Source organism: Curtobacterium sp. VKM Ac-2861 (assembly GCF_013204965.1).
Classification (GTDB): domain Bacteria; phylum Actinomycetota; class Actinomycetes; order Actinomycetales; family Microbacteriaceae; genus Curtobacterium.
The window spans coordinates 45,685-68,406 of sequence record NZ_JABMLA010000009.1; the positions used below are offsets into that span (position 1 = coordinate 45,685).

The following is a 22,722-nucleotide window of genomic DNA, read 5'->3' on the forward strand; positions in this document are numbered from 1 at the left end:
CCACGCCCGCCGTCCCGGCTCCCGTCGCGTAGTCGCCCGGTCTGGTCCTAGGCGTGGACGCGGGAGAGGAACTCGACCAGCGCCGGGTGCTGCGGGGCGTCGAGGACCTGGGCGGGAACGCCCTGCTCGACGACCTCTCCCCGGTGCAGGAACACGATCCGGTCGGCCACGTTCCGCGCGAAGTGCATCTCGTGCGTGGTCATCAGGATCGTCGACCCCTGCCGCTTCAGCTCGGTGACCAGGTCGAGCACCTCGCCGACGAGCTGGGGGTCGAGGGCGCTCGTGACCTCGTCGAGCAGCAGGAGCTCGGGGTCGGACGCGATCGCCCGGACGATGGCCACGCGCTGCTGCTGGCCGCCGGAGAGCCGATCCGGGTAGGCATCGGCGAACTCCGCGAGCCCGATCCGTTCGAGCAGCCGACGCGCGGTCGCCTCGGCCTCGGCCCGGCCGACGCCGTGCACCTGCCGCGAAGCGAGTGTCACGTTGTCGAGCACGCGCATGTGCGGGAACAGATTGAACTGCTGGAAGACCACGCCGATCCGCGCACGGACACCGTCGACCGCGACGCGGGGATCGGCGATGTCGGTGCCCTGCAGCAGGATCTCGCCGTCGTCGATGCCCTCGAGCAGGTTCACCGTCTTGAGCAGGGTCGACTTGCCCGAGCCGGACGCCCCGATGACGCAGATGACCTCGTGGCGGTGCAGCGTCAGGTCGATGCCGCGCAGGACCTCGTGCTCGCCGAAGGCCTTGCGCAACCCGCGCAGCTCGAGGACCGCAGCGTCCGCACCGGACGCACCACGGGCCTCCTGGCCGACCTCGCTCATACGGTCCCTCCGATCTGCTCGCGCCGCTGCTGGCGGCGCGCGATCGCGTCCGTGACGCGGATCAGCGGCAGGCTGATCACCACGAACAGCAGCCCCGCGACGAAGTACGGCGTGAAGTTGTAGGTCTCCGCCTGCGCGATCTGCGCCGAACGGACCGCGTCGACGGCGCCGAGGATCGACACCAGGCCGACGTCCTTCTGCATCGAGACGAAGTCGTTCATCAGTGCCGGTGTGACCTTGCGGATCGCCTGCGGCAGCACCACGAGTCGCAGCGTCTTGGCGTGCGAGAGCCCGAGCGACCGCGCGGCCAGACGTTGCGAGGGGTGCACGGCCTCCATGCCGGCACGCAGGACCTCAGCGATGTACGACGAGTACGTCAGGACGATCGCGATGGTGCCCCAGACCTCGGCGGGCAGCCGCGGGAACACCCCGAGACCGGGGATCCCGTAGCCGACCAGGTAGAGCACGATGATGAGCGGCAGGCCGCGGAACAGGTCCGTGTACCCGGTCGCGAGCATCCGCAGCGGGAAGAAGACCGGGTTCCGCAGGCCCCGCACCACTGCGAGCAGGGTGCCGAACACGGCGACGCCGATGGCGCTGAAGAACAGGATCCGGACGTTCAGCCAGAGGCCCAGCAGGATGTCCGGGAACGTGTCGATCGCGGTCTGCGGGTCGAAGAACGACTGCTGGACCGCTGCCCAGCCGGGGGTGTTCACGACGCCGAAGTAGGCGATCGCGATCACCACGAGCGTCGACACCACCGACACCACGATCGACCGGCGTCCGCGCTGCCGGCGGTAGAGCCGCCGCTCGGCCTCGACCTGGCTCGGCGCGGCTGCGGCGACCGGGGTACCGGCGCCTGCTGGAACGGTCATGCGGTTACTTCAGGACCGGGGTGTTGGTCTCCGAGGAGAGCCACTTGGTCTGCAGGTCCTCGAGCGTGCCGTCGTCCGTCAGCGACTTGAGCGCCTTGTCCACCTTGCTCGTGAGCTCCGAGCCCTTCGGCAGGACGAAACCGAACTGGTCGCCCTTGCCGTCGGACGGGAACTGCGCCGACACCGTGCCGTCGTCGAGCTGCGCCGCGGCCATGTAGAACGCCGTCGGCAGGTCGGTGACGATCGCGTCGATCTGGCCCGACTTCAGTGCGAGCACGGCGTCGTCGTTCGAGTTGAAGACCTGCGGGGTGATCCCCAGCACGCTCTTCACGCTCGCGATCGACGTGGACCCGGTGGCGACGCCGATCGCGTCCTTCTTGAGCGCGGCGATGCTCGTGTCGTCGACGGCCTTCGAGGTGCTGGTCGTCACCACGGCCTGCGTCGTCGTGTAGTACGCGCTCGACATGTCGACGGCCTTCTTGCGCTGGGCGTCGATCGAGAACTGCTGGACGTTGAGGTCCCAGTCCTTCGGACCCGGTGCGATCGCGCTGTCGAAGGTGCTGCGCTTCCACACGACGTCGGACTTGCTGTAGCCCATCTCCTTCGCGACCGCGTAGGCGACGGCGGACTCGAAGCCCTTGCCGGACTCCGGCTTGTTGTCCTCGATCCACGGCGAGTACGCCGGCTCACCGGTGGCGACCGTCAGCTTGCCGTCGGTGACGGTGCCGTCTTCGTTGCTGCCGCTGCCGGCGGCGCACGACGTCAGGGCGAGGGCGGCGACCGCGGCTGTTGCGACGGCGAGGGTGAGGCGGAGGGATCGGGTCACGGTCGGGCCTTCGTGCGAGGGGGTGGGGGCAGGTCGAAGTGTACTTCGCGGTGGGATACCAACGCGACTCCGGGCGCTCCTCGTGACCCGGTCTCGTGTCACACACCAGTCGACGGGTCGACGTCTGGCTGGTAATCTGGCGACGCGGGCTGAACCGAGCGCATGCTCGGCTGAGGTCTGAGATCAAGGGGCGTCCCAGCACGGGGCGCCCCCTTTCTGTTCTCGGAACGCTCCCGAACGCGATCACGGCCAGACGACGATGGCGTCGCGCCGAGCGTTCGTCACCTCGGTGCGCCAGACGGGCCGCAGCTCGTCCCACATCGTCTCGTCGCAGACGCTGCCGCTCTTCGCGCCGGGTGCCTGGAACCGCCGGAACCCCGCGTACGCGACCAGGTCGGCCGCCTGGACGAAGTATGACGACGCCGAGTCACGAGGGACCGGATCCTCGACGAGCAGCGGCGCGCTGACACGAGAACCCCCTGGTGCGAAGCTGTGCCGCCGGAAGCGCCGGTGGATCGCGCGGACCGTCGCGTCGTCACCCGCGTTGTGCACGAGGATGATCGGCTTGCCGGTACGTCAGTCGGCCATCGTGAAGTCCTCGAACGAGAAGCCCGGCGACACCAGGCAGCTCAGCAGCACCTCGCCGTCGTTCGGGATCGTCCGCTGCCACACGCCGCCGCGCACGAACGCCTGTGCGTCGTTCACCCGGTCACGTCCGGCGTCGGGCCCGAGGGTGACCCGCGCGCCGGGCTCGGGAGCATCGCCGGAGCCGCCGAGTTCGAGCTCCACGGTGTCCGGACCGTGCCACATCCAGATCTCGTCGCTCGTCACCCGGTGCCAGGCCGAGGCCTCGCCCGGGGGCAGCAGGAAGTGGATCAGGGTCGCGGCGGGGCGGTCCCCCGCGGGCGTCGTCACCGTGGCCGGCGAGGTCCAGGTGCGGACGTACCAACCGCCCTCGGGGTGCGGCTCCATGCCGAGGGCGATGGCGCGCTTCGGCACGTCGAGCCACTCGATCAGTTCGCCGTCGACGGTGCGACGGGCGGCCATGCCGGGGCGGGGTGCGGTCTCGGTCATGATTCCTCCACAGGGATGACAGGGCGAGCGGGGCGGTCGGGCGACGACGTGGGCACGCCGGTCAGTGCTCCGTCGACGGCGCGGACGACCCCACGGATGACGGTCGCGGACGCACGCCCGGCCCCGTCCTCGACGAGCTCGGCGAGTGCGTCGGGCACGGTGCGGGCATCGACGTCGAAGACGGCCAGGTCGGCGCGGGCCCCCACGGCGAGGTGGCCGATGCGGTCCGGCCCGACGGCGAGTCCCATGGCGTGCGCACCACCGAGCGTCGCCGCCGACAGGAGCCGCTCGTGCAGGTCGCGGTGGCCGTACCCCTGAGCACGGGCGATCCGGTGCAACGCCGTGACGTCGGCCATCAGGTCGAGGGACGGTGACGACGACAGCGAGTCGGTGCCGATGGCGATCGGGCTGCCCTCGCGCAGGTAGTCGGCGACCGGTGGCGGATCGAGGCCGATGACGGCGTTCGAACGCGGGCACAGTGCGACTGCGGTGCCGCGAGCGCGCAGGAGCGCCCGGTCGGCAGCGGTCATGTAGACGCCGTGCGCGATGTGGCAGTCCGGGCCGAGCACCCCGAGCCGGTCGACGAACGCGGTGGCGCTCGCCCCGAACCCGAGTGCCCGGAGCGCCCGGAACGAGGGCAGGTTCGCCAGGTGCCAGTCGTTGCCGTGGCCGACGCCGTCGACGCCGTCGAGTCCGGGGACCGGTCCGAGGGCGATGCGCTCACCTTCGAAGGCGGCCTCGCCGAGGTGCAGGTGCAGGCGGAGCCCACGCTGCCGGACGATGTCGGGGAGTTCGAGGAGGGGCGCGACCTCGAGCGAGTACGGCGCATGCGGCGACAGACCGGCGCCGGGGTTCGTCGGGATCCGGGCGAGTTCGTCGAGCACCTGGTCGCGGCCGTGCGACTGCCAGGCGTCGTTCTCCCAGTCCATCACCTCCCAGTAGGCGATGCCGCCGAGCCCGGCATCCTCGAGCGCGGTGGAGGCCTCGATGTCGGTGACGATGTCCGCGATGCTCGTCACGCCCGCGCGGATCGAGGCGGCGGCACCAGCGGCTGCTTCGGCCCGCCAGTCGTGCGGTTCGGCGTAGTCCTGGTTGAACGCGGACGCCCAGTCCTCGAAACCGTCGTACTGGCCTAGGCCGACACTGGCCATGCCGGTGTACTGCAGGTGCGAGTGCGCGTTGACGAGGCCCGGCAGGAGGGCTCCGCGCCACTGCCGTTCGGTGAACGTCGCACCCGAGCCGGCGAGCTGGTCGACGACCCAGGACCGGTCGCCGACGTGCAGGATGCGGCCGTCCTGCACGGCGACGGCACCGTCGGCGATCGGGGGCGCGGTCATCGGCACGACGACGCGCGCCGAGTGCACGACGACGGAGTGGTCGGCACGCGGGTGCGTGGCGGTCGGGTGCGAGTCGCTCGGGTGCGCAGCGCTCATGCGGGGTCTCCGAAACGACGCGTCCGGACGTCCGGCTCGCGGTCCGCAGGGTGTTCGGCTGGAGGGCCGGGAGGAACGGGTCGGCTCCCGAACGCGGCGAGCGCCACGCGGGCGGTCGCGTCGTCGACCGCGGGATCGATGGGCACGACAGCTCGCTCCAGTTCGTCGCCGCGCTCCAGCAGCATGCGGACGGCCCCGAGCTGCGCGGCGAAGGACAGGTCCATGATCTCGATCGGGTTGCCCTCGGCCGCGGTGATGTTGATGCAGCCGCCGCGGTCGAGCACGATCGGTCCGCCCTCGGCGTCGGGGAACACGAGGCGCTCGGCCTTCGGACCCACCGGCCGCAGTCCGGCTCCGGCGGCGCGGGCGTCGTCGAGCGCGACCTCGTGGTCGACCCCACCCGCGACGGCGACGACGGCCCCGTCCGCGCACGAGCGCAGCACGCGCAGGTCGATGGTGTCGGCGACCCCGGTGGCGCTCACCACGAGGTCGGCGTCCTGCACGGCCTCGGCGAGCGGCGCGACGGCGTGGCCGGCGAACAGCGCCTGCAGGGCGCGCACCGGGTCGGTCTCGGCGACCGTGACCCGGAAACCGAGGGCGGTGAGCACCAACGCGACCCCCTCGCCGACGTGCCCGAACCCGGCGACGACCGCCGCGCCTCCCGAGATCGCTCGGTGCGTACCGGATGGGAGCCCGTCGACCAGGTCGAGCATCGCGAACACCGTCGACTGCCCGGTGCCGTACCGGTTGTCGAAGAACGTCTTGGTGCGGGCGTCGTTGACGGCGACCACGGGGATGCCGAGCTCGCCCCGCGACGCCATCACGCGCAGGGGTCGGAGGCCGCTCGTGGTCTCCTCGGCCGCGCCGAGCATCGTCGGCAGCAGGTCCGGACGCTCCTGGTGGGCGAGCCGGATGACGTGGGAACCGTCGTCGAGCAGGATGTGCGGGCGGGTGTCGAGCATCGCGAGGGCGAGCGACTTCTGCTCCGGCAGCGAGGCCGCGCTGCTCGCGTGCACCGTGAGACCAGCTGCCCGGAGCGACGCGGCCACGGCGTCGTCGGTCTCGTCGGCGTGCGCGTAGACGACGACCTCCGCACCGGCGTCGCGGAGGAGCAGGCTCAGCACCGCCGTCTTCGGCTCGAGGAACATCGCGACGCCGATGCGGGTGCCGCGGAGCAGTCCACCGTCGCGGAGTTCGGCGGCGACCGCGCGCGAGACGGGCATCGAGCGTCGCACCCAGCGCAGCCGGGCGTCGGCGGCCGGGTCGTCCTCGGGGTCGCGGCCGGTGGAGACCAGGAAGACGTCGTCGGAGAGCATCGGGACGCCGAGCACGCCCGGGCGGGCGGTGACTACGGGGCCGAAGGCGTCCTCGTCGACCGCGGGCAGGTGCCGGCCGGCGTCGATCACGATGAGCGTGGCGCCGCGGGGGCGGTCGGCCTCGCGCTCGATGACGGGGGTTGAGTCCTCGGGGGAACCGAGGCACCAGAGCTGGTCGATCGGTTCGTGCTCCGCGGCCGGGCGTGCACCGAGGCCGGTCAGCAGGCCGTGCAGCGCCGACGCGTCGCGGGGGTCGCCACCGACGATGCGGAACCGACGGGCTGCGACGAGCAGGTTCGTGACCGCGGCGAAGCGTCGGACGGCCGCCGACGCCCAGGATCGCGTCTCGGGGTCGGGTCCTGGCGGCATGCCCCAATCGTAGGGAATGCGCGGGGGGCCGCCGACGTACTCTCTGGGCATGAGCGATGCATCCACGACCGAAGTGTTCGACAAGGTGACGATGTTCGGTGCGGACTGGTGCCGCGACTGCCGCCGGTCCAAGGCGCTGCTCGACACCCTCGGCGTCGACTACGAGTACGTCGACGTCGAGCAGGACCTGTCGGCGGCCGACCGTGCCGAAGCGATCAGCGGGCGGAAGAACATCCCCGTCGTGGTGCTGCCGAACGGCAAGCACTTCGTCGAGCCGTCCGACGCCGAGCTGCGCGCCGAGCTCGAGGCCTCCGGCGCCGTCTGAGCCGCGGACTTTCGCGCCCAGCGACGCGTCACGCCGACAGGCACCCGTGACGTGTCGCTCAGCGCGAAAAGTCGTCGGCCGGCACACCGAGCACCCGGGCGGACATCGGATGAATCGGGCATCATGAGGGCGTGATCATCGACGCTCACCACCACCTCTGGGACCCCGCCGACCGGCCGTACCCCTGGATGGACGACTCCGTCGCCCCGATCCGCCGCCGGTTCGACGTGGACGACCTCCGCGCAGCGACGCAGGACACCGGCGTGACGCGGACCATCGTCGTGCAGGCCGTGCACGATCCCGACGAGACGGCCTGGCTCCTCGAGCAGCCCCGACCGGTCGCGGGCGTCGTCGGCTGGGTGGACCTGACCGCGCCGGACGTGGCGGACCGGATCGCCGCCGTCCGTGCGCTCCCCGGCGGTGATCGCCTCGTCGGCATCCGGCACCTGGCACAGGACGAGCCGGACCCCGGCTGGCTCGGCCGCCCCGACGTCGCCCGCGGGGTGCGAGCCCTCGCCGGTGCCGGCCTGGTGTTCGACTTGCTCGTCCGCGCCCGAGAGCACTCGGCCGCGCTGGCCCTGGTCGACGCCGTCCCCGACGCATCGTTCGTGCTGGACCACGCCGGCAAACCATCGATCGACACGGGTGACCCGGCCTGGCGCAGACGGATGGCCGACTTCGCCGCACGCCCGAACGTCACGTGCAAGGTCTCCGGCCTGCTCACCGAGGCCGGACCGGACTGGCGCGACCGCCCGGTCGACCGGTACGTCCGCGCGGTCGTGGAGCAGTTCGGCCCCGAGCGGGCGCTGTTCGGCTCGGACTGGCCGGTGTCGACCCTGGCGACCGGGTACGCCGAGGTCGTGCAGCGGACGACGGACGCACTCGCCGACCTGTCGACGACCGAGCACGACGCCGTCTTCGGCGGAACCGCGGAGCGCATCTACCTTGTCCCGATGACCACGCAGACATAGGATGTTTCTGGCTGCACTGGCGCAGCCGGAGAGCGAGGAACGATGCAGTTCGCACGACTCGGCCCGGCGGGGAGCGAGATCCCCGTGGCCATCGACACCGACGGCGAGGTCTTCGACCTCCGCTCGATCACCAGTGACATCAGCGGGTCCTTCCTGGCCTCGGACCCGGTCGGCCGCGTCGACCACGCCCGCAGCGCCGGCGACCTGACGATCATCGGTCGAGACCGGGCCGACGGCATGCGGCGCGGGGCACCGATCGCCCGCCCCGGCAAGGTCGTCTGCATCGGCCTGAACTACCGCGACCACGCCGCCGAGACCGGCGCCGACATCCCCACCGAACCGATCGTGTTCATGAAGGACCCGATGACGGTGATCGGCCCCGACGACGAGGTCCTGATCCCCCGGAACAGCACGAAGACCGACTGGGAGATCGAGCTCGCGATCGTCATCGGCCGCACAGCTCGGTACTGCGAGACCGATGCGGACGCCGAGGCCTCCATCGCCGGCTACGCCATCGCGAACGACTTGTCCGAGCGGGAGTTCCAGCTCGAACGCGGCGGGCAGTGGGACAAGGGGAAGTCCTGCGAGACCTTCAACCCGCTCGGACCGTGGCTGGTGACGCCCGGGTCGCTCGCCGCCGGCGGCCTCGACCCCGCGGCACTCGCGCTCCGGCTGGCCGTCAACGGCGAGGTCCGGCAGGACGGCACCACCGCCGACATGATCTTCCGTCCTGTGGAGATCGTCCGGTACCTGTCGCAGTTCATGGTGCTGTACCCCGGCGACGTCATCAGCACGGGGACCCCGGCGGGCGTCGCGCTGGCCGGACACGCGCCCTACCTGCAGCCCGGCGACGTCGTCGAGCTCACCGCCGACGGGCTCGGCTCGCAGCGCCAGACGGTCGGAGCAGCCTGATGGCGGACGCAACCGGCAGCGCCGGCGGCGCTCGCAGCGCCGGCAGCCACGACGGCGTCCGGGCCATCGTCACCGGGGGCGCGTCCGGCATCGGCGCAGCGATCGCCACTGCCCTGCGGGATCGCGGTGCCACGGTCGCCGTGCTCGACCTCCAGCCGTCGACCGCAGAGGGGTTCCTCTCGGTCACGTGCGACGTCAGCGACGACGCCTCGGTCCGCGCCGCCGTCGCCACCGCCGTCGAGCAGCTCGGCGGCCTCGACGTCCTGGTCAACAACGCCGGCATCGGCGCCCAGGGCACGGTCGAGGACAACGACGACGACGAGTGGCGCCGCGTGTACGAGGTCAACGTCCTCGGGGCCGTGCGACTGTCGCGGGCTGCGCTCCCCCACCTGCGGGCCTCTGGCAACGCGAGCATCGTGAACACCTGCTCGATCGCCGCCACCGCAGGGCTGCCCCAGCGGGCGCTCTACTCGGCGACCAAGGGTGCGATCGCCGCCCTGACCCGCGCGATGGCTGCCGACCACATCCGCGAGGGCATCCGCGTCAACGCCGTCAATCCCGGTACGGCCGACACCCCGTGGGTCGCGCGGTTGCTGTCCACCGCGGGCGACCCGGCCGCCGAACGCGCTGCCCTCGAGGCCCGGCAGCCGCACGGTCGACTCGTGCAGGCGGAGGAGGTCGCCGAGGCGGTCGCCTACCTGACGAGCCCGCTCGCCCGGTCCACGACGGGCGTCGACCTGGCCGTCGACGGCGGGATGCAGGCCCTCCGGCTGCGGCCCGCCTGATGGTCCGGCCGTGACGACCGGGAGGCCCGGCTATCGTCGACCTGTCGGCTCGCGTCCGCGAGCGGGCCGGGATCAGGAGGTGGTGACGTGGCGTCACTGACCGACGATGCGATCGCACGCATCCAGCAGATGATCGTGAGTGGTGAGCTCCAACCCGGGCAGCGCCTCCCGCCCGAGAAGGAACTGAGCGAGTCGCTCGGCCTGTCCCGGAACAGCCTGCGCGAAGCGGTGAAGGCCCTCGAGCTCATCCGCGTGCTCGACGTCCGCCGCGGCGACGGCACCTACGTGACGTCGCTGGAACCCGGCGTGCTGCTCGAGGCGGTGTCGTTCGTCGTCGACATGCACCACGACCGGTCCCTCGTCGACCTGCTCGAGGTCCGCCGCATCCTCGAGCCCGCGTCCGCCGTCCTGGCGACCGCGCGGGCCTCGGAGCAGCAGATCGACGAGCTCGCCACGCTGATGCAGTCCGTCGGCGAGGACACCGGCGTCGAGGACCTCGTCGCGCACGACCTGCTGTTCCACTCGACCATCGCGGGCATCGGCGGCAACCAGTACCTGTCCGGACTGCTCGACGCCCTGTCGAGCAAGACCGTGCGGGTGCGGGTCTGGCGGGGACTGACGCAGAACGGCTCGGTGCAGCGCACCCTCGACGAGCACGCCGCCATCGTGGACGCCATCCGACGCCGGGATCCGCAGCTCGTGCAGGCGCTCGTGGTGTCGCACGTCGAGGGCGTCGAGCGCTGGTTGCGGCGCTCACTCGACTGAAACCGAGAACGCGTGCAGCCGGGTGGGTGTTGTGTCGGTCGTCGGCCCTGACTCCGGCAACCATGCCGCGGCAACCGCACCCACGAGGAGGAAACCGTGCTCGGTCTCATCATCAGCTTGATCATCGTCGGACTCATCGCCGGCGCCATCGCCCGGCTCGTCGTCCCCGGCAAGCAGCACATCTCGATCCCCATGACCATCCTGCTGGGCATCATCGGCTCGTTCGTGGGCGGGTTCCTCGGGTTCCTGATCTTCCAGCACGACCCGATGGACGGCTTCTTCCAGCCGGCCGGCATCATCGGTTCGATCATCGGCGCCATCATCGTGCTGATCATCTACATCCGCTTCTCGGGTCGCAGCGCCAAGACCCGCTAGGCAGGTCTCGGCGGGCACGACTCGCTGCACAACCAAAGTCACCCCGAACCGCGCATCCGTGCGGTTCGGGGTGACTTTGGTTGTGCAGGGCTCAGGCGGTGAGCAGGCCCGCGGCGCGGAGGTCGTCCCACAGAGCTTCCGGCACCACGGCCGCCACCCGAGCGACGTTCGAGCGCACCTGCTCGGCGGACTGCACGCCGAGGGCGATCGCGGCCACCGCAGCCGCACGCCGCGGGAACGCCAGCGCCGCCTCGGGCAGCGTGACCCCGTGCCGCTCGCAGACGTCGGCGATCGCGTTCGCCCGCGCGACGAGTGCCGCCGGTGCCGTGGCGTAGTCGTACGTCGCCGTGGCGTCGGGCCGGTCCCGCCCGAGCAGTCCCGAGTTGTAGACCCCGACCGCGACGACCGCGACGCCGAGCGAGGCGCACCGTGCGACGAGCTCCGCAGCCGGCTGCTCCAGGAGCGTGTACCGGCCCGCGAGCATGACCACGTCGCACAGCCCGGTGGACACCGCGGCGTCGAGGGCCTCGACCGAGTTCGACCCGACGCCGACGGCCCGGACCACGCCGTCGTCCCGCAGCTCGGCGAGCGTCGGCAGCGCCTGCGTCAGGCCGTCCTCGAGCGAGTAGACATCGGGGTCGTGCAGGTACGCGACGTCGACGTGGTCGAGTCCGAGCCGCCCGAGCGACTCGTCCAACGACCGCCGGACACCCGACGGTGAGGGGTCCCACTGCCGCACGGTGTCGTTCGGCACCGCGAACCCGCCGGAGGCCAGGTCGTCCCCGTCGCCACGCCCGGGGACGAGCAGCCGCCCGACCTTCGTCGACACCAGGAACGCGTCACGCGGACGGTCGGCGAGCGCCGCCCCGAGCCGCCGCTCCGACAGCCCGAGGCCGTAGTGCGGCGCGGTGTCGAACCCGCGCACGCCGGCGTCCCACGCCGCGTCGACGGTGGCACGGGCGTCGTCGTCGGACACCGGGCGCAGCAGGTTGCCGATGCCGGCGCCGCCGAACCAGAACGGGCCGCGGTCGAGGTCGAGGTCGAGGTCCGTCATGCGTCCACCTGGTCCGCCAGGGACCAGACCCGCGGCACGCCGTCGTCGTTCCCCGAGTAGTCGTCGTCGGCCTCGAGCAGCGGGTTGATGGTCTCCTGCCATTCCGCGTTGACGGGGTCGTCGGCGAGCGCCCGGCGCATCGCGCGGTAGTCCTCGACCTCGATGAGGTGGACCAGGTCCTGCCCGTCGCGCCACACCGTCCAGTCGTGCACCCCGGCATCACGCAGCCGGGCCGCGAGCGCGGGCGGGATCGACGCGTGCACGGCGTCGTACGCGGCCTCGTTCCCCGCCCGCAGTCGGGTCCTCGACAGGATGCGCTGCATCAGTCGCGCAGGAACAGCTCGACGACCGGCACGGCGACGTCGGGTCGCACGATCGGCAGCGTGAGCGTCAGCGTCCCCGCCGGCTGCCCGCCGAGCCCGGTGTTCTGCGCGCGGGTCCCGGGCGGGATCTCGCGGAAGTGCAGCTCCGACGCGTCGTTGAGCAGCTGGGCGTAGGCGACGCGTCCGGCCAGGTCGGGCAGGTGCACGTGCTCGAACGGCCACGCGAACAGGTGCAGGTACAGGCGGTTGCCGTTCTGCGTGTACACGGTGTTGCGCGGCGCGACGAACGACGACGGTCCGGCGCCGTAGACGGACCGGGCATGCTGGTGCATCCACGTCCCGATGCCGTCGAGGGTCTGGCGCGAGACCCCGTCGAACTCGCCACGGCCGGTGGGGCCGATGTTGAGCAGCATGTTCCCGTTGTTCGAGACGCCGTCGACGAGCATGCGGACGAGCAGGTCGACGGGCTTGAGGTTCACGTTGTCGCGGTCGTAGCCCCACGATCCGTTGAGCGTCTGGCAGGCCTCCCACGGCACCTGGGCGCCGTCGACCTCCATCGGCTTGTCGGGCTGGTACTGCTCCGGGGTGACGATGTCGCCCGGCAGGTCGAGCCGGTCGTTGACGATGATGCCGGGCTGGAGCCGCCTGGTCAGTTCGAGCAGCTCCGCGGATCCCCAGTCGTCGCGACCCTTGCCGCCCCAGATGTCCTCGTGGTCGTTGTCCCGGTACGAGAAGTCGTAGAACAGGTAGTCGACCGGCCCGTAGTCGGTGAGCAGCTCCTCGACCTGCCCGTGCAGGTACTCCCGGTAGCGCGACATGTCGCGGCCCTGGTTGAACGCTTCGATCTCCTCGGGCGAGTCGTCGCGCCTCGGGTGCACGCCGTCGACGGTGAAGTCCGGGTGGTGCCAGTCGATGAGCGAGTGGTAGAAGCCGACCCGAAGTCCCTCGGCCCGGACGGCGTCGACGAACTCGCGCACGATGTCACGGCCGAACGGGGTGTTGGTGGACTTGTAGTCGGTGAGCTTGCTGTCCCAGAGGCAGAAGCCCTCGTGGTGCTTCGTGGTGAGCACGACGTACTTCATGCCGGCTTCGCGAGCACGGCGGGCCCAGTCGGCGGCGTCGAACAGGTCGGGGTCGAAGTGGTCGAAGTACTTCTCGTAGTCGGCGTCGGTGATCCGTTCGCGGTTCTTCACCCACTCGTGCCGTGCCGGCAGGGCGTACAGCCCCCAGTGGATGAACATGCCGAACCGGTCGTGGGTGAACCAGGCGGGCAGGCCGCTCGCGTCGGTCGCGGTCTGCGGCTCTGCAGGTGCGGTGATGGTCATGAGGCCAGTGTTCCTTTCAGAGGGGGGAGGGGCGTCACCGGCCGCCGAGGCCGCTGGTGACGATGCCCTTGACGAGGTGCTTCTGCAGCAGGACGAGCAGGATCACGGTGGGCAGCATCGAGATCACCGACGCCGCCATCACGAGGTTCCACTCGGAGCCCTGCTGGCCGAAGAACTGCTGCAGGCCGAGTGGGATGGTGCCCCGGGCCTCGACGTCGTTGACGATGACGAGGGGCCAGAGGAACGAGTTCCAGTACGAGATGAACGAGAACACCGCGAGGACGGCCATGGTCGGTCGGGCGAGCGGCATCATCACCGAGAAGAAGGTCCGGATCGCGCCAGCCCCGTCGACCCGGGCGGCGTCGTCGAGTTCCTGCGGCACGGTCAGGAAGAACTGCCGGACCAGGAACGCGCCGAGGGCCGTGAACGCCCACGGGATGATGAGTGCCTGGAACGTGTCGACCCAGCCGAAGCCCTGCATCATCACGTACATCGGGATGACGAGGACGTCCTGCGGGATCATCAGCGTGACGAGGAACAGCAGGAACACCGTGTTCCGGCCGCGCCAGCGCAACCGCGAGAACGCGTACCCGGAGAGCACGGCCACGGCGACGTTGATCGCCGTCCCGACCGCCGCGACGAACACGCCGTTGAGGATGAAGCGGGCGAACGGCAGGTAGGTGAACGCCTGCACGTAGTTGTCCCACTCGAGCGAGCGACCCCAGAGCGTCGGCGGGGTGGTGAACACCTGGTCGGCGGGCTTGAGGCTCGTCGCGACCATGTAGATGAGCGGCGAGACGAACAGGAGCGTGACGAGGCAGAGCAGGGCGTACCCGATCGCGTGCCGGACCCGCCCCGGTCGTGGCGCGGACTTCGTCCTGGCGACGGCACGGGGGTTGACCGTCCGGTTCGACGTGGTGGCACCGACGTGCCCGCGGACCGCTTCACTCATAGTGCACCCACCGCTTCTGCCCGAGGAACTGGACGGCCGTGATCCCGAGGATGATGACGAACAGCACCCAGGCGCCGGCCGAGGCAAGACCGAGCTGCTGGTTCTGGAAGCCGGTGTTGTAGATGTACTGCACGAGGGTCTCCGTCGCGGTGCCCGGCCCGCCCTTGGTGAGGACGAACGGCTGCACGAACACCTGGAACGAGGTGATCAGCGTCATCATCGTCGCGAAGAACACGGACGGCGAGATGAGCGGGAACTTGATGGCCCAGAAGGTCTGCCAGGCGTTCGCGCCGTCGAGCTGCGAGGCCTCGATCTGGTTCTCCGGCACGGCGTCGAGCGCCGCCGAGAAGATCAGCATGTTGTAGCCGAAGCCCTGCCACACGCTCATCGCGACGATGGCGAGCATCGCCCAGTGCTCGTCGGCGAGGAAGTTCGGCGCGTGAACGCCCACGGTGGACTGCAGTGACGCGTCGATCGCTCCCCCGGGCTGGTACAGCATCCGCCACACCACGACGTTCGCGACGATCGGCGTGATGGTCGGGATGAAGAACAGGACGCGGAAGACGTGTCGGCCGGCGATCCGCGGCGTCAGCCAGGCGGCGAGCCCGAGCGACACGACGAGGTTGAGCGGCACGTAGAGCACCACGAACAGCGCCGTGTTGAGGGCGACGGTGCGGAAGACCGGGTCGGCGAAGAGCCGGGTGTAGTTCTCGATGCCCGCCCAGCTGCGCTCGCCGAGCATGGGCCAGTTCATGAAGCTGACGACGAGTGAGGCGACGATCGGGAACGCCGTGAAGACGACGAGTCCGATCGAGTGCGGCGCCGCGAACGCGGCACCCCACCAGGAGCGGCGCCCGAGCGCGCTCGTGTCCTCGCCGTCCTTCCGCCGCGGGGTCGCGGCTCCGACCGCGACCGCGGTCGCGACCGCGGGGACGGCCGCTTCGGCCGGTGGGTCCTGGATGGTGGTCATGCGACGACCTCCTCGTCGTTCGCGCGGTCCTGAACAGGGGATGGATCGGACGGGAGGCCCGTGGCGGGGCCGCAACGGGCCTCCCGTCCGATCACTGGTTCAGCTGGTCACTGCGTGCCGAGCTGGCCGGCGATGGAGGACATCGTCTCCTTGCCGGAGGTCTGCCCGTTCACCGCCTGCAGCGCGTACTGCGTGAACAGCTGGGAGAGCTGGTCGCTCTGCTTGTTCCCGAGGAGCGGCGAGGACTTCGCGAGCCCTGCCTTGAGCGCGGCCTCGGCGCCGTCGATGCCGGCGCTCGAGTACCACGCCGCCTGGGCCGCGGTGCGGCCGGGGAAGGCTCGTCCCGCTTCGGCGAGCGAGGTCAGGACCTTCTCGCTGGTCATCGTCTGGACGGCCTTGAACGCCTGCTCCGGGTACTTGCACTGCTTCGAGACACCGAAGCCGGAGCCAGCGGCGAAGGTCGACGGACCGGACGTCCCCGCGGGGAGCGTCGTGACCCCGAGGTCGAACTTCACCTTGGCCTTCTGGCTGATGAGCGACCACGGACCGTCGGTGTACATCGCGACCTTGCCGGCGGCGAAGTCGTTGCCCGGCGTCGACGCGTCCGACGACGCCTGCGTCGCGTAGCCCTTCTCCACCAGTGTCGAGAGCCAGTCGAGGCCGTCCGCGAACTTCGCGTTCGACGCGTCGAGCTCGCCGTCGGACGTGATCACCCGGCCACCGTTGTAGCCGTAGACCATCGACTCGAGGTTGAGGTCGCCCACCGTCGAACCGAACATGGTGACGCCCTTCGCCTTGAGCGCGGCGCCCGCCGCCTCGAAGTCGTCGACGGTCCACCCCGGCTTCGGCTCGGCCACGCCCGCCTTCGTGAAGACGTCCTTGTTGTAGAACATCATGATGGGCCCGGTGTCGTAGGGCAGGCCGTAGAGCTTCCCGTCGACCTTCATGCCGTCGAGCGCGGTGCTGTCGAACGCGGACAGGTCGGTGCCGTCCTGCTTCGCGAGGTCGTCGAGCGGCAGCAGCGACGACGTGTAGTTCGCGGTGCGGAGCGACTGCATGCTCACGACGCACTGGGCGCCGCCCGCGCTCAACTGCGTGCTGAGCTTCGTGAAGTAGTTCTCGAACGGCGCGCCCTGGATCGTCAGGGTGATGTCGTCCTCGGTCTTCACGGTGTCGGCGACCTTCTGCCAGGCGGCTTTGTCCTCCTTCCCGGCGATCCACATGGACCAGGTCAGGGCGTCCTTCGACTGGCTTCCACCGGCACTGCTGCCGGAGGAACAGCCGGTGAGCACGAGGGCCGCGGCAGCTGCTGCCGCGAGCCCGGTGATGATGCGTCGTCGTTGCATCGGAGTCTCCACTTCGTCGTGGTGATGGGGTGTGTGGGGTGGGATCAGGCGACGCGGACCGCGTCGGGGACCGTCTCGGTGTCGACCACGGCCCAGGCCGGGCCGTCCGGGAACGCGTAGGCGTCGAGGGAGTCGGCGAGCATCTCGGTGCCGGCTCCCGGAGCGGTCGGCGGCCAGTAGCGGCCGTCGTGGACGTCCACCGGGGTCACGAAGTGCTCGTGCAGGTGGTCGACGAACTCGATGCAGCGGGTGTCGAGGTCGCCGGTCAGCGCGACGGCGTCGAACATCGACAGGTGCTGCACCGCCTCGCACAGGCCGACCCCGCCGGCGTGCGGGCACACCCGGACGCCGTGCTTCGCGGCGAGCAGCAGGATCGCGAGGTTCTCGTTGACCCCCGCGACCCGGGTGGCGTCGATCTGCAGCACCGACATCGACCCGGCCTGGATGAGCTGCTTCGCGATCACCCGGTTGGCCATGTGCTCGCCGGTCGCGACCGGGATCGGGGCGATGCGCCGGGCGATCTCGGCGTGCCCGAGGACGTCGTCGGGGCTCGTGGGTTCCTCGACCCAGGCGAGGTCGAACGGGCTCAGCCGTTCGATCCAGGTGACGGCCTCGTCGACGTCCCACCGCTGGTTGGCGTCGACCGCGATGCGGATGTCGGGGCCGACCGTGGCGCGGGCGATGCCCATCCGGCGGACGTCCTCGTCGAGGTCGCCGCCGACCTTGAGCTTGATCTGCTCGAAGCCCTCGTCGACGGCCTCGCGGCAGAGCCGGGCGAGCTTCTCGTCGTCGTAGCCGAGCCAGCCCGGGGTGGTCGTGTACGCCTGGTAGCCCTGCGCTTCGAGCCGGGCCCGACGGGTCGCGCGGTGCGGTTCGGCGGCCCGGAACAGCTCGAGCGCCTCGTCCGGGGTGATCGCGTCGGTGAGGTACCGGAAGTCCACCAGGTCGACGAGTTCCTCGGGGCTCAGGTCCGCCAGCAGCGCCCACAGCGGCTGTCCCGCGCGCTTCGCTCGGAGGTCCCAGAGCGCGTTCACCACGGCGCCGATCGCCATGTGCATGACGCCCTTCTCCGGGCCGAGCCAGCGCAGCTGCGAGTCGTGGACCATCGCGCGCCAGGTGCCGCCCATGTCGGCGAGGACCGCTTCGGCGTCGGCACCGACGACGTGCCCGCGCAGGGCGGCGATCGCGGCTTCCTGCACCTCGTTGCCGCGGCCGATCGTGAAGACGAAGCCGGTGCCGACGTGTCCGTCCAGGGCGTCGGTCGTGATCTCGACGTACGCGGCGGAGTAGTCGGGCGCGGGGTTCATGGCGTCGGATCCGTCGTGCTCCCGAGAGGTCGGGAAGCGGATGTCGCGCACGTGCAGACCGGTGATGCGGCTCATTCGTGTCTCCTGCCGTCCGGTCTCCGTCGACCGAACGAGGCAATCAAAACATCGGATGTCTCGTGCGTCAAGAGAACTCTTCGTCACGTTCTGGTCTCGAACGGGGCCGAGTCGTCGGATGGCTGCGCGGCTTGCGACCGGACCACGGACGGGAGGCGCGGTGCGGGTCGGACCCGCGCCGCGCCTCCCGTCCGTGGTCGCGCCTCAGGCGGAGGCGAGCCGGCCCATCTCGGCCACCACGCCGCGGAGGCGGTCCGCCAGCTCGTCGCGCGAGCCGTCGGCGAAGCGGTGTGCGGACTCGATGAGCGCCGCCATGACGAGCGTCACCGCGGTCCGTGCGGAGTCCACGTCGGTGCGCTCGGCGGCGACCGTGAACACGGCGAGCCGGGCACGCGCCATCCACTGCAGCATCGCGGGCACCATCTCCGGTCGCGCCTGCACGAGTTCCTTCATGCGACGGCGGTCCGCCGGCAGAGTCACCGTGCGGGCGACGAGGTCGCAGAGGTCCGACACGAGCGGGCCCTCCGCGGTCAGGAACGCCTGTCGTGCCGGTTCGGGCACCGAGCTCTCGGGGAGCCCGAGTGCTGCGTCGCCCTTCGACGGGAAGTAGTTGAAGAAGGTGCGGGGCGAGACGCCGGCGTCGGCGCAGATCTCCTCGACCGTGACGCCGGCCAGGCCCCGGTCGGAGACCAGCGCCAGCGCGGCCTGGTGGATCGCGTGCCGGGTCTGCTGCTTCTTGCGTTCCCGCAGGCCACTGTCGCCTGCCGGGTGCGATTCGATCGTGCTCACTGCTGCTCCTGGTGCGGGTCGGGGCCTCCCGTCTGGCGACGAGAGGCCCCGGTGGCCGGTCCTACGCGCGGTCCCGCTGCACGGGGATCGATCCGGTGACGGGCGCCGTGGGCGACCCCATCGTGTCGGCCGCCTTGACGGCCTGCACCTCGAGGTCATCAGCGGTGCCGGCCTGGTCGGCCTGCTCCTGCAGGGCCGAGCTCTTGCGGAGCGGCGGCGCCTTGAAGAACCAGCTGAGGATGAACGCCAGCAGGATCACGGCGAAGCCGACCCAGTAGACGGTCACGGCCGACGCGTTGAAGCCGGTCATGAACGGCTTGGTCAGCGCCGGGGTCGCACCGTTGAGGTAGGACGTGTCGCTCGTCTCGCTGCTCGAGCTGCTGCCGTCGCCAGCCCCCTTGTCGATCTGCTTCGACAGTTCGGGGGCGAGCTCACCGACCCAGTACGAGCGCTGCGAGGCGTCCGACCAGTCGACCACGAGCTTGCCGTCCTGGACGCTGGCGTGTGCCTTGTCGGCTGCGGCGGTGAGGGCCTGCTGCTGCACGGCCTCCGGGGCGCCGGTCGTCGCAGCGGTGACCTGCGCGGTGGCCTGGTCGAGGCCGGACTGCACCTGCGACTTCACCGGGGTGACGATCGGGTTCCAGATCTGCTCCATGACGCCCGCGTTCGCCTTCGCCGTGGCGACGGTCGGGTTCAGGGCGGCGTCGAGCGCACCGGACAGGTTCTTCTGGTCCGCGGTGGCGTGCAGGATGTTCGCCGGCATGATCGAGAACAGGATGCTGAGCAGCACCGCCGTACCGAGCGTTCCGCCGATCTGCCGGAAGAACGTGGCGGACGACGTCGCCACACCCATGTCCCGCGGCTGCACGGAGTTCTGCGAGGCGAGGGTGATGCTCTGCATGAGCTGCCCGAGGCCGAGGCCGATCAGGAACATGCCGATCATCAGGAACCAGAGCGGCTTGTCGATCGTCATGAACGTCAGGACGACGTAGCCGACCGAGACCAGGGCCGTGCCGATCACCGGGAAGATCCGGTAGCGACCGGTGCGGGCGACGATCTGCCCCGAGGCGATCGAGGCGATCATCAGACCACCGATCATCGGCAGGGTCGCGAAGCCGGACTCCGTCGGGGTCAGCCCCGTGACGATCTGCAGGTACAGCGGGATGGTCAGCATGGCGCCGAACATCGCGAAGCCGACCAGGAACCCGAGGATCGTGGCCATCGAGAAGGTGCCCGAGCGGAAGAGCTTGAGCGGGATGATCGCGTCGTCCTTCATCAGGGTCTCGATCACCAGGAAGGCGACGAGCCCGAGCGCACCGATCACGTAGCAGGCGATGGCGCCGGCCGATCCCCAACCCCAGGTGCGGCCCTGCTCGGCCACGAGCAGGAGCGGGACGAGCGTCGCGATGACCGAGGTGGCACCCCACCAGTCGATGCGCGGCTTCGCCTTGGCGTCACCGAACTTCGGCAGGTGCAGGAAGGCGATGACCATCAGGAGGGCCGCGACGCCGATCGGCACGTTGATCAGGAAGACCCAGCGCCAGCCGGTGACACCGAGGATCGTGCTCGCGCCGGCGAACAGGCCGCCGATGAGCGGGCCGATGACGGACGAGATGCCGAAGACCGCGAGGAAGTAGCCCTGGTACTTGGCACGCTCACGCGGGGCGAGGATGTCGCCCATGATCGCGAGCGGCAGCGACATCAGCGCACCGGCACCGATGCCCTGGAAGGCACGGAACGCGGCGAGCATGATCATCGAGGTCGACATCGTCGAGAGCAGCGAGCCGAGGATGAAGACCGCGATGCCGAAGATGTAGAGCGGGCGGCGCCCGAAGACGTCGGAGAGCTTGCCGTAGATCGGCGTCGTGATGGTCGACGCGATCAGGTACGCGGTCGTGACCCACGCCTGCTGGTCGAGGCCGTGCAGGTCGTCGCCGATGGTGCGGATCGCGGTGCCGACGATCGTCTGGTCGAGCGACGACAGGAACATGCCGGCCATGAGGCCGTAGATGACGAGCAGGATCTGACGGTGCGACATGATCGGCTTGCCCGGCGTGCTGGCCGGGGAGTCGTGTCGTCCGCGCGACACCTCGACGGGTGCGGTGGCAGTAGACATGGGGGTCCTTCAGGGGTGCGTGGTGGTCGTCGTGCGGGCAAGGGACGCCGGAGCGTGTGTGGCGGGCCGTCGAACGGCGGGTCAACCTTGCAGACGCTGCAACTTTACATCATCAGCACGTTTGCTGCCAACGCAAACTTGCCGTCCGTGCACGTTCGTGAACGGCTTCTCAGGTAGCGTCGTCGGCCATGGGGCGAACTGCGTGGACGGACGTGCCGGCGATCCTGCGCGACCGGGTGGAACAGATCCTCGGCGGAGCGGTGACGTCCACTGAGTCCCAGACGGCCGGGTGGTCGCCGGGCAGTGCCGACCGCGTGGTCACGGCGACGGGGCGACGGGCGTTCGTCAAGACGGTCTCGCGATCGCGGAACGCCGATGCCTTCGCCCTGCACCGCCGGGAAGCCCGCGTGGTGGCGCAGCTGCCGTCGACGGTGCAGGCACCACCCCTGCTGGACGCCTTCGACGCCACCGTGGACGGCGACGAGTGGGTCGTCCTGGTCCTCGACGACATCGAGGGCAAGCACCCCGGGGCAGCACTCGACGGCAGCGACACCGCGGCGGTGCTCGATGCGCTGGACACCCTGCCGCCGGCAGCCGGCGACCTCGGCACGCTCCCCCGGATCGCCGACGACCTGCGCCACGAGTTCGGCGCCTGGGACCGGATGCTCGGCGACCCGACCCTGGCCGACCGGGTGGCCGAGGTCGTGCCGGCGCACGTCCTCGCCGCCGGACCCGCGATCGCCCGAGCCGCCGACCGAGCAGCGGCACTCGTCGACGGCGACCACCTCGTGCACGCCGACTGCCGTGCCGACAACCTGCTCGTCGACGGTTCCGGGGTCGTCTGGGTCGTGGACTGGCCGTGGGCGAGCATCGGCGCGCACTGGCTCGACCCGCTGACCTACCTGATCGACACACTCGTCCGCGGCGAGGACACCGACGTCGAGCACCACCTCGCCACCCACCCGGTCTTCGCCGGTGTGCCTGCCGCGACGGTCGACGCCGTCCTCGCTGGTCTCGCCGGACTGTTCTTCGAGCACGCGCTGCCCCCGGCGCCGCCGAACATGCCGGCCATCCGTGACTTCCAACGGCGCGAGGGCCTGGCCGCTGCGGAGTGGTTGCTCCGCCGGTGGGACACCACACCGCACTGACGACGGACGACAGGCGTCGGGTACCCCGTCTGTCCAGCAAGCGCGGCGCCACGGAGCGTACGGTCCCCCGCATGACTGATGAGCACCGCACTCCGCGTCCCGAAGACGACGCCGCGCGCCTCGGTCTCGTCGTCGTCGGAGAGGCAGCAGCGCTGCACTCCGGTGACGAGGCGGCACTGGACGCGAGCGAGCAGAACATCCGCGACACCATCGACGAGATGATCGACGAGCCCCTGACCCCACGCCAGGAGCAGGTGATCGAACGTCTGGCATCCGCCGGCGGGACCCTCACCGCCGGACTCAGCGGTGCGCTCGCGGCGCAGACCGGACGGAGCGTCGACGACATCCTCGAGGGCGCGGCCCGCAGCGTCGTGTGGCAGCAGCGGCTCGCCGACCAGCGCGAGGACGCCGGCGGCCAGCAGCGCGAGCGCCGCGACGAGAACGGGCGCGACGAGGACTGATCCTCG

The 22,722-nt window shown here is 70.6% G+C and carries 24 protein-coding genes; 8 read left to right on the forward strand and 16 right to left on the reverse strand.

Annotation, left to right across the window (positions count from 1 at the left end):
- Positions 1–47: 47 nt before the first annotated feature.
- The 7 genes from HQQ88_RS18445 to HQQ88_RS18475 form a co-directional block, all read right to left on the reverse strand.
- Positions 48–824 carry an amino acid ABC transporter ATP-binding protein gene (locus tag HQQ88_RS18445; protein ID WP_173170852.1) on the reverse strand — a complete coding sequence of 259 codons (777 nt, stop codon included), beginning with the start codon at positions 822–824 and terminating at the stop codon, positions 48–50.
- Positions 821–1,699: an amino acid ABC transporter permease gene (locus HQQ88_RS18450; RefSeq protein ID WP_123293349.1), complete on the reverse strand. Its 879-nt coding sequence runs from the start codon at positions 1,697–1,699 to the stop codon at positions 821–823. The genes HQQ88_RS18445 and HQQ88_RS18450 overlap by 4 nt, the downstream gene beginning before the upstream one ends.
- Positions 1,700–1,703: 4 nt before the next feature.
- A complete protein-coding gene (locus HQQ88_RS18455) occupies positions 1,704–2,525 on the reverse strand; it encodes an ABC transporter substrate-binding protein (protein ID WP_173170854.1) in 822 nt (273 codons plus the stop codon).
- A 243-nt stretch (positions 2,526–2,768) separates the two neighbouring features.
- Positions 2,769–3,077, reverse strand: a complete 309-nt coding sequence (locus tag HQQ88_RS18460) for a DUF3800 domain-containing protein (RefSeq protein WP_173170856.1) — start codon at positions 3,075–3,077, stop codon at positions 2,769–2,771.
- Positions 3,078–3,101: 24 nt separating this feature from the next.
- Positions 3,102–3,599 (reverse strand): cupin domain-containing protein, encoded by a 498-nt coding sequence (locus HQQ88_RS18465; protein ID WP_248703959.1) that lies wholly within the window; start codon positions 3,597–3,599, stop codon positions 3,102–3,104.
- Entirely contained in the window at positions 3,596–5,032 is a 1,437-nt protein-coding gene (locus HQQ88_RS18470) for an amidohydrolase family protein (protein WP_367917053.1), read from the reverse strand. The genes HQQ88_RS18465 and HQQ88_RS18470 overlap by 4 nt, the downstream gene beginning before the upstream one ends.
- Positions 5,029–6,717, reverse strand: coding sequence for an adenosylhomocysteinase (locus tag HQQ88_RS18475; RefSeq protein ID WP_173170858.1), 1,689 nt, complete (start codon positions 6,715–6,717; stop codon positions 5,029–5,031). The genes HQQ88_RS18470 and HQQ88_RS18475 overlap by 4 nt, the downstream gene beginning before the upstream one ends.
- A 49-nt stretch (positions 6,718–6,766) precedes the next feature.
- On the opposite strand from HQQ88_RS18475, the gene HQQ88_RS18480 reads away from it, so the two are divergent.
- The 6 genes from HQQ88_RS18480 (at position 6,767) to HQQ88_RS18505 (ending at position 10,850) form a co-directional block, all read left to right on the forward strand.
- Complete coding sequence (locus HQQ88_RS18480; RefSeq protein ID WP_123340820.1) at positions 6,767–7,042, forward strand: glutaredoxin domain-containing protein; 276 nt, start codon at positions 6,767–6,769, stop codon at positions 7,040–7,042.
- Between the two features lie 131 nt (positions 7,043–7,173).
- Complete coding sequence (locus HQQ88_RS18485; protein WP_173170860.1) at positions 7,174–8,013, forward strand: amidohydrolase family protein; 840 nt, start codon at positions 7,174–7,176, stop codon at positions 8,011–8,013.
- 42 nt (positions 8,014–8,055) lie between these two features.
- The gene (locus HQQ88_RS18490) at positions 8,056–8,925 is read left to right on the forward strand and encodes a fumarylacetoacetate hydrolase family protein (protein WP_173170862.1); all 870 of its coding nucleotides are present in this window, start codon (positions 8,056–8,058) and stop codon (positions 8,923–8,925) included.
- The gene (locus HQQ88_RS18495) at positions 8,925–9,710 is read left to right on the forward strand and encodes an SDR family oxidoreductase (protein WP_173170864.1); all 786 of its coding nucleotides are present in this window, start codon (positions 8,925–8,927) and stop codon (positions 9,708–9,710) included. The genes HQQ88_RS18490 and HQQ88_RS18495 overlap by 1 nt, the downstream gene beginning before the upstream one ends.
- Positions 9,711–9,797: 87 nt before the next feature.
- Positions 9,798–10,475, forward strand: coding sequence for a FadR/GntR family transcriptional regulator (locus HQQ88_RS18500; protein WP_111086323.1), 678 nt, complete (start codon positions 9,798–9,800; stop codon positions 10,473–10,475).
- 96 nt (positions 10,476–10,571) lie between these two features.
- Positions 10,572–10,850: a GlsB/YeaQ/YmgE family stress response membrane protein gene (locus tag HQQ88_RS18505; protein WP_123936825.1), complete on the forward strand. Its 279-nt coding sequence runs from the start codon at positions 10,572–10,574 to the stop codon at positions 10,848–10,850.
- 91 nt (positions 10,851–10,941) lie between these two features.
- Here the strand turns inward: HQQ88_RS18505 and HQQ88_RS18510 are convergent, their stop codons facing one another.
- The 9 genes from HQQ88_RS18510 to HQQ88_RS18550 form a co-directional block, all read right to left on the reverse strand.
- Positions 10,942–11,904, reverse strand: a complete 963-nt coding sequence (locus HQQ88_RS18510; RefSeq protein WP_173170866.1) for an aldo/keto reductase — start codon at positions 11,902–11,904, stop codon at positions 10,942–10,944.
- Positions 11,901–12,227 (reverse strand): L-rhamnose mutarotase, encoded by a 327-nt coding sequence (locus tag HQQ88_RS18515; RefSeq protein WP_111086326.1) that lies wholly within the window; start codon positions 12,225–12,227, stop codon positions 11,901–11,903. The genes HQQ88_RS18510 and HQQ88_RS18515 overlap by 4 nt, the downstream gene beginning before the upstream one ends.
- Entirely contained in the window at positions 12,227–13,552 is a 1,326-nt protein-coding gene (locus HQQ88_RS18520; RefSeq protein ID WP_173170868.1) for an alpha-L-fucosidase, read from the reverse strand. Before HQQ88_RS18520 ends, HQQ88_RS18515 begins: the two co-directional genes overlap by 1 nt.
- 34 nt (positions 13,553–13,586) lie before the next feature.
- Positions 13,587–14,504 carry a carbohydrate ABC transporter permease gene (locus HQQ88_RS18525; protein ID WP_123936827.1) on the reverse strand — a complete coding sequence of 306 codons (918 nt, stop codon included), beginning with the start codon at positions 14,502–14,504 and terminating at the stop codon, positions 13,587–13,589.
- Positions 14,497–15,474, reverse strand: coding sequence for a carbohydrate ABC transporter permease (locus HQQ88_RS18530; protein WP_159570231.1), 978 nt, complete (start codon positions 15,472–15,474; stop codon positions 14,497–14,499). The genes HQQ88_RS18525 and HQQ88_RS18530 overlap by 8 nt, the downstream gene beginning before the upstream one ends.
- Positions 15,475–15,581: 107 nt before the next feature.
- The gene (locus tag HQQ88_RS18535; RefSeq protein ID WP_216835110.1) at positions 15,582–16,820 is read right to left on the reverse strand and encodes a sugar ABC transporter substrate-binding protein; all 1,239 of its coding nucleotides are present in this window, start codon (positions 16,818–16,820) and stop codon (positions 15,582–15,584) included.
- Between the two features lie 44 nt (positions 16,821–16,864).
- Complete coding sequence (locus HQQ88_RS18540; RefSeq protein WP_123293334.1) at positions 16,865–18,202, reverse strand: enolase C-terminal domain-like protein; 1,338 nt, start codon at positions 18,200–18,202, stop codon at positions 16,865–16,867.
- Between the two features lie 204 nt (positions 18,203–18,406).
- Positions 18,407–18,991 carry a TetR/AcrR family transcriptional regulator gene (locus tag HQQ88_RS18545; RefSeq protein WP_173170872.1) on the reverse strand — a complete coding sequence of 195 codons (585 nt, stop codon included), beginning with the start codon at positions 18,989–18,991 and terminating at the stop codon, positions 18,407–18,409.
- A gap of 61 nt (positions 18,992–19,052) precedes the next feature.
- On the reverse strand, positions 19,053–21,107 hold the full coding sequence (locus HQQ88_RS18550; protein ID WP_123293332.1) for an MDR family MFS transporter: 2,055 nt from the start codon (positions 21,105–21,107) through the stop codon (positions 19,053–19,055).
- 188 nt (positions 21,108–21,295) lie between these two features.
- Between HQQ88_RS18550 and HQQ88_RS18555 the strand changes: the two genes are divergently transcribed.
- Positions 21,296–22,255 (forward strand): phosphotransferase, encoded by a 960-nt coding sequence (locus HQQ88_RS18555; protein ID WP_173170874.1) that lies wholly within the window; start codon positions 21,296–21,298, stop codon positions 22,253–22,255.
- A 71-nt stretch (positions 22,256–22,326) separates the two neighbouring features.
- On the forward strand, positions 22,327–22,716 hold the full coding sequence (locus HQQ88_RS18560) for a hypothetical protein (protein ID WP_123293330.1): 390 nt from the start codon (positions 22,327–22,329) through the stop codon (positions 22,714–22,716).
- Positions 22,717–22,722: the final 6 nt, after the last annotated feature.

Excerpts from the sequence above, each read along its gene's own strand:
- HQQ88_RS18445 (WP_173170852.1), bottom strand. The coding sequence starts at position 824 with ATGAGCGAGGTCGGCCAGGAGGCCCGTGGTGCGTCCGGTGCGGACGCT.
- HQQ88_RS18450 (WP_123293349.1), bottom strand. The coding sequence starts at position 1,699 with ATGACCGTTCCAGCAGGCGCCGGTACCCCGGTCGCCGCAGCCGCGCCG.
- HQQ88_RS18465 (WP_248703959.1), bottom strand. The coding sequence starts at position 3,599 with ATGACCGAGACCGCACCCCGCCCCGGCATGGCCGCCCGTCGCACCGTC.
- HQQ88_RS18470 (WP_367917053.1), bottom strand. The coding sequence starts at position 5,032 with ATGAGCGCTGCGCACCCGAGCGACTCGCACCCGACCGCCACGCACCCG.
- HQQ88_RS18475 (WP_173170858.1), bottom strand. The coding sequence starts at position 6,717 with ATGCCGCCAGGACCCGACCCCGAGACGCGATCCTGGGCGTCGGCGGCC.
- HQQ88_RS18480 (WP_123340820.1), top strand. The coding sequence starts at position 6,767 with ATGAGCGATGCATCCACGACCGAAGTGTTCGACAAGGTGACGATGTTC.
- HQQ88_RS18490 (WP_173170862.1), top strand. The coding sequence starts at position 8,056 with ATGCAGTTCGCACGACTCGGCCCGGCGGGGAGCGAGATCCCCGTGGCC.
- HQQ88_RS18495 (WP_173170864.1), top strand. The coding sequence starts at position 8,925 with ATGGCGGACGCAACCGGCAGCGCCGGCGGCGCTCGCAGCGCCGGCAGC.
- HQQ88_RS18510 (WP_173170866.1), bottom strand. The coding sequence starts at position 11,904 with ATGACGGACCTCGACCTCGACCTCGACCGCGGCCCGTTCTGGTTCGGC.
- HQQ88_RS18515 (WP_111086326.1), bottom strand. The coding sequence starts at position 12,227 with ATGCAGCGCATCCTGTCGAGGACCCGACTGCGGGCGGGGAACGAGGCC.
- HQQ88_RS18520 (WP_173170868.1), bottom strand. The coding sequence starts at position 13,552 with ATGACCATCACCGCACCTGCAGAGCCGCAGACCGCGACCGACGCGAGC.
- HQQ88_RS18525 (WP_123936827.1), bottom strand. The coding sequence starts at position 14,504 with ATGAGTGAAGCGGTCCGCGGGCACGTCGGTGCCACCACGTCGAACCGG.
- HQQ88_RS18530 (WP_159570231.1), bottom strand. The coding sequence starts at position 15,474 with ATGACCACCATCCAGGACCCACCGGCCGAAGCGGCCGTCCCCGCGGTC.
- HQQ88_RS18535 (WP_216835110.1), bottom strand. The coding sequence starts at position 16,820 with ATGCAACGACGACGCATCATCACCGGGCTCGCGGCAGCAGCTGCCGCG.
- HQQ88_RS18540 (WP_123293334.1), bottom strand. The coding sequence starts at position 18,202 with ATGAGCCGCATCACCGGTCTGCACGTGCGCGACATCCGCTTCCCGACC.
- HQQ88_RS18550 (WP_123293332.1), bottom strand. The coding sequence starts at position 21,107 with ATGTCTACTGCCACCGCACCCGTCGAGGTGTCGCGCGGACGACACGAC.
- HQQ88_RS18555 (WP_173170874.1), top strand. The coding sequence starts at position 21,296 with ATGGGGCGAACTGCGTGGACGGACGTGCCGGCGATCCTGCGCGACCGG.
- HQQ88_RS18560 (WP_123293330.1), top strand. The coding sequence starts at position 22,327 with ATGACTGATGAGCACCGCACTCCGCGTCCCGAAGACGACGCCGCGCGC.